6 protein-coding genes are annotated in these 4,891 nt (G+C 70.9%); 3 read left to right on the top strand and 3 right to left on the bottom strand.

All coding sequences use genetic code 11. The features are described from left to right. On the bottom strand, nt 1–1,197 hold a 1,197-nt coding region (gene lpdA, locus ACXJKL_RS14495), incomplete at its 3' end, for a dihydrolipoyl dehydrogenase (protein WP_457207749.1). A 46-nt stretch (nt 1,198–1,243) separates the two neighbouring features. On the opposite strand from lpdA, the gene ACXJKL_RS14500 reads away from it, so the two are divergent. Continuing rightward, a complete protein-coding gene (locus ACXJKL_RS14500) occupies nt 1,244–1,696 on the top strand; it encodes a gamma-glutamylcyclotransferase (protein ID WP_457207750.1) in 453 nt (150 codons plus the stop codon). A gap of 19 nt (nt 1,697–1,715) precedes the next feature. Here the strand turns inward: ACXJKL_RS14500 and ACXJKL_RS14505 are convergent, their stop codons facing one another. Then, nucleotides 1,716–2,186: an NUDIX hydrolase gene (locus ACXJKL_RS14505; RefSeq protein ID WP_457207751.1), complete on the bottom strand. Its 471-nt coding sequence runs from the start codon at nt 2,184–2,186 to the stop codon at nt 1,716–1,718. Between ACXJKL_RS14505 and ACXJKL_RS14510 the strand changes: the two genes are divergently transcribed. Then, nucleotides 2,185–3,015 carry a purine-nucleoside phosphorylase gene (locus ACXJKL_RS14510; RefSeq protein WP_457207752.1) on the top strand — a complete coding sequence of 277 codons (831 nt, stop codon included), beginning with the start codon at nt 2,185–2,187 and terminating at the stop codon, nt 3,013–3,015. The genes ACXJKL_RS14505 and ACXJKL_RS14510 overlap by 2 nt on opposite strands. 15 nt (nt 3,016–3,030) lie before the next feature. Next, nucleotides 3,031–3,825 carry an NAD-dependent epimerase/dehydratase family protein gene (locus ACXJKL_RS14515; RefSeq protein WP_457207753.1) on the top strand — a complete coding sequence of 265 codons (795 nt, stop codon included), beginning with the start codon at nt 3,031–3,033 and terminating at the stop codon, nt 3,823–3,825. Nucleotides 3,826–3,829: 4 nt separating this feature from the next. Here the strand turns inward: ACXJKL_RS14515 and ACXJKL_RS14520 are convergent. Next, the coding region (locus ACXJKL_RS14520; protein WP_457207754.1) for a ferredoxin reductase family protein at nt 3,830–4,891 on the bottom strand (1,062 nt) is incomplete at its 5' end.

The raw sequence follows: 4,891 nt of genomic DNA on the forward strand, positions 1-4,891 counted from the left end.
CTTGACGAAGCCGAAGGCCTCGCCGAGGCCCATCGCCTTGCCGTTGGCGGTGAACGGGAACGACGAGGTCTTCACGTCGTACCCCTTCTCCTCGGCCTGCGCCTCGCTGTAGCCGAAGGAGGCGATCTGCGGCATGCAGTAGGTGGCGCGCGGGACCATGTCGTAGTTGATCGGCATGGTCTCGGCGTCGTTGATCGTCTCGGCCGCCACCACGCCCATCGCCTCGGMGACGTGGGCCAGCATCATCTTGCCGGTGCAGTCGCCGATGGCGTAGACGCCCTCGACGTTGGTGCGCATGTAGTCGTCGATCTTGACCGCACCCCGCTCGGTGAGCTCGACGCCCGCGGCCTCGAGGCCATAGCCCTCGACGCGCGGTGCGAAGCCGAACGCGGCCAGGAACTTGTCGGCCTCCAGCACCTGGGTGTCGCCGCCGGCGGCGGGCGCGACGGTGACCTTGACGCCGGAGCCGGTGTCCTCGACGCCCTTGACGGCCGTGCTGGTGAGCACCTTCACGCCGAGCTTCTTGTAGTGCTTGGCGAGCTCCTTGGAGATGTCGGCGTCCTCGGTGGGCACCATCCGGTCGAGGAACTCCACGATGGTGACGTCGACACCGAAGTTGGCCATCACGTAGGCGAACTCGACGCCGATGGCACCCGAGCCGCCGATGATGATCGACTCCGGGAGCTGGTCGGTGAGGATCTGCTCCTCGTAGGTGACGACGTTGTCGCTCAGCTCGACGCCCGGCACGAGCCGGACGGTGGCGCCGGTGGCGATGATGAGGTTGTCGCAGGTGTAGGACGTGACGTTGCCGTCGTCGTCCTTGACGTCGAGGCTCTTCGGGCCGGTGAGGGTGCCCCAGCCGTCGACCTCGGTGATCTTGTTCTTCTTCATCAGGAAKTSGACGCCCTTGACGATCCCGGCGCTCACGTCGCGCGAGCGCTTGTGGGTCGGTCCGAACGACATGGTGGCGTCACCCTCGATGCCGAACTTGGCCTTCTCGTGCTGGAGCGTGTGCGCCAGCTCGGCGTTCTTCAGCAAGGCCTTGGACGGGATGCACCCGACGTTGAGGCAGACACCTCCCCAGTACTTCTTCTCGACCACCGCGACCTTCTGGCCGAGCTGGGAGGCGCGGATGGCGGCGACGTAGCCACCGGGGCCGGCGCCGAGGACAAGGGTGTCGAAGTGCGTGTCGGTCACGGGCCACAGACTAGCCCTCGGCCCCGACGTCGCTAGCCTTGGCCGGGTGACCTTGTACGCCGCCTACGGGACCAACCTCGACCCCGCCCGCATGAGCGAGCGCTGTCCCCACTCCCCGCTGCGCTCCACGGGCTGGCTGACGGGGTGGCGGCTGACCTTCGGCGGCGAGGAGCACGGCTGGGACGGCGCCCTCGCGACGATCGTCGAGGACCCCATCGAGCAGGTCTTCGTCGCGGTCTACGACGTCACGTCCGAGGACGAGACCGAGCTCGACCRCTGGGAGTCCGCCGACACCGGGCTCTACCGCAAGACCCGGGTGCGGGTCTCCACGATGGCCGGCGAGCAGGTGGTCTGGGCCTACGTGCTGGACGCCTACGAGGGCGGGCTGCCCAGCGCGTCGTACCTCGGGGTGCTGGCCGACGCGGCCGAGGCCGCGGACGCGCCGGTCGACTACGTCGGCGCGCTGCGTCGGCGCTCGTGCCGCTCGACCGGACTCTGACCGGGCCCCTCGCCCCGTCTCAGCGGGACGCGAGGAACGCGGCGAGCCCGATGTCGACGATCCCGGCGCGGGGCAGGTCGGGCACCGAGTCGATCGGCACCCACTCCGCGTGGTCGGTGGACCCACCCACCTCGAGGGTGCCGAGGGTGCCGCCGACGATCCGCGCCGTGTGGATGATCCGCAGCGATCGCACCCAGCGATCCGTGGCGGTGACCCGCTCCCCGGGAGACAGGACGTGCGAGTCCACGGCGAGCAGCCCGGTGGCCTCGACGTGGAACCCGGTCTCCTCCCGCACCTCGCGCACCATCCCCTGCTCGGCGGTCTCGGGCAGGTCCACCCCACCTCCCGGCAGGGACCAGCCGGGCTCACCGTGCCCCTCGCCGTTCCACCAGGCCAGCAGGACGCGATCGGCGTCCACGATCACGGCGTACGCCGCCAACCGGGTGTCGTAGTCCCCGAACTCGAGGTCCCGGGGTGCTCCCTCACTCATGGCGCCAGCCAACCACGGCCCTAGGATCACCCCCGTGACCGACCACACGACCCTCGCCCAGGACGCCGCCGCCACGCTCGCCGAGCTCACCGGCGTCGAGCGGCACGACATCGCCCTCGTCCTCGGCTCAGGCTGGCTGCCCGCCGTCGACGCCCTCGGCGAGGCCACCGCGGAGATCGCCACCACCGACCTCCCGGGCTTCCACGCGGCCGGGGTGGTCGGCCACTCGGGCAAGATCCGCAGCCTCGAGGTCGCCGGCAGGCGCGTCCTGGTGTTCCTCAGCCGCACCCACTTCTACGAGGGCAAGGGCGTCGGCGCCGTCGTCCACCCCGTGCGTACGGCGGCTGCGGCCGGCTGTCGCGCCATCGTGCTGACCAACGGGTGCGGCGGTCTCAAGGAGACCTTCGAGCCGGGACAGCCGGTGCTCATCTCCGACCACATCAACCTCACCGCGACGAGCCCCATCGAGGGGGCCAACTTCGTGGACCTCACCGACCTCTACAGCCCGCGGCTGCGGGCGCTGTGCCGGGAGATCGACCCGACGCTCGACGAGGGCGTCTACGTGCAGTTCCCCGGCCCGCACTACGAGACCCCGGCGGAGATCGGGATGGTCCGCGCCATCGGCGGCCACCTCGTGGGAATGTCGACCACGCTCGAGGCGATCGCCGCCCGCGAGGCCGGCCTGGAGGTGCTCGGCATCAGCCTGGTCACCAACCTGGCTGCCGGGATCAGCGGCGAGCCGCTCAACCACGAGGAGGTCCTCGAGGCAGGCAGGGCGGCCGCGTCGCGCATGGGTGACCTGCTCGGCCAGATCGTCCCCCGCATCTGATGAACGGAGCCTGACATGCGCATCCTCGTCACCGGCGCGGCTGGCTCCATCGGCCGGGTCGTCACCCTCGGGCTGTGCGACCGCGACCACGAGGTCGTGGGCCTCGACCTGGTCCCGGAACCCGAGGGCTTCACCGGCACCTGGCACACGGTCGACTGCGCCGACCCCGACGCGGTGATGGCGGTCTTCGAGGCCGAGCCCCTCGACGCCGTCGTCCACCTCGCCGGCCACCCGGACGAGGCGTCGCTGCCGGCGTCCCTCACCTCGCACGTCGTCACCACCGCGGCCCTGCTCGACGCGATGGTCGCCCATCGCGTCTCCCGGATCGTCTACGCCTCGTCCAACCACGCGGTCGGCCGCACCCCGCGCCGCGACCTCGTCCCCGACGACGCCCGCCCCCGCCCCGACACGTTCTACGGCGTGGGCAAGGTCGCCGCGGAGGCCGTGCTGTCGTTGTACGCCGACCGCTACGCCGTCGACGCCGTCGCCTGCCGGATCGGGTCCTTCCTCGACGAGCCCGCCACGCGCCGCAACCTGTCGACGTGGCTCTCGCACGACGACTGCGTGCGGATGATCGAGGCCGCCCTCACCGCGCCCTCCCCCGGCTTCGCGGTCATCTACGGCATCAGCGCCAACACCCGCGCCTGGTGGGACCTGGAGCCGGGTCGTCGCCTGGGCTACGACCCCCTGGACGACGCCGAGGCCTTCGCCGACCGCATCCCCGAGCGTCCCGAGGACGACGACGAGGCGGCGTACGTCGGTGGGCCGTTCGCACTCGAGCAGTTCCACCGCCCGGCGCTCGGCGACTGACGAGTCAGACGACGTCGAACCGCTCGGTGTGGATCCGCCGCGCCGGGATCCCGCGATCACGCAGCTGTCGTCCCACCGCGATCACCATCGGTGGCGGGCCGCACAGGAAGTAGTCGTGGTGGCGGTAGTGCCGTGGGAGGCACCGCTCGAGCAGCTCGGTGTCGATCCGGCCGGTCTCGCCCGGCCAGTCGTCCGGCGGAGCCTCGATGACCTCGGTGACGACCAGGTCGAGGTCGTGGCGGAGCGTGTCGATCTCCTGTCGCAGCATCAGCTCGTCCACGGTCCGGGCGCCGACGAGCAGGTGGTGATGACGCCGGTCGCCGCGGTCGCTGAGGGTGCGCAGCATGCTCAGCATCGGCGTGATCCCGACGCCGCCGGCGATCATGACGAACCCCTCCGACCTGGCCAGGCCGTCGATGGTGAACCCGCCGTAGGGACCGTCGAGGAAGACGCGACGCCCGGGCCGCAACCCCACCAACAGCTCGCTGAAGTCGCCGAGCGCCTTGATGGTGAAGGTCTTGCGATGCGGCTGCTCCGCCGTCGAGGCGATGGTGAAGGGGTGCTCCTCGAAGACGAACGACGACGAGCCGATCTTGAGCCACGCGAACTGCCCCGCGGCGAACGGCCGGCCCTCGTGGCCGTGCGCGTGCATCACCAGGGTCACCGCGTCCCCGGCCTCGGGCGTCACCTCCTCGAGCACGTAGGAGCGTCGGTGGGCTCGCCACGGGAGCCAGAGCCAGCGCCTCGACGCGATGGCCGTCACGGCCACGGCCAGCACCAGGAACCACGTCCCGAACACCGCATCGTTGACCAGGTTGTCCAACCACCACAGGTGGAGGAAGGCCGTGACGACGACCACCGCCGCCAACGCGATGTGCAGGAGCCGCCACCCCTCGTAGCGGGGTCGCCGCTTCCGCCGCTGCAGCGCGAGACCGACCCCGATGGCGAGGGCCACCGTCGCGATGGAGCCGGCCCACGCGGCCGCGGTCGTGTCCCGGAAGTCGAAGATCGACAGGCCCCGCGGATCGGTGAGCAGCACGAGGACGATGTGCGCCAGCACCAGGAG

The organism is Nocardioides sp. P5_C9_2 (assembly GCF_054049555.1).

Bases quoted from the DNA above. Each gene is read 5' to 3' on its own strand.
- ACXJKL_RS14510 (WP_457207752.1), top strand. From the start codon at position 2,185: ATGGCGCCAGCCAACCACGGCCCTAGGATCACCCCCGTGACCGACCAC.
- ACXJKL_RS14505 (WP_457207751.1), bottom strand. From the start codon at position 2,186: ATGAGTGAGGGAGCACCCCGGGACCTCGAGTTCGGGGACTACGACACC.
- ACXJKL_RS14515 (WP_457207753.1), top strand. From the start codon at position 3,031: ATGCGCATCCTCGTCACCGGCGCGGCTGGCTCCATCGGCCGGGTCGTC.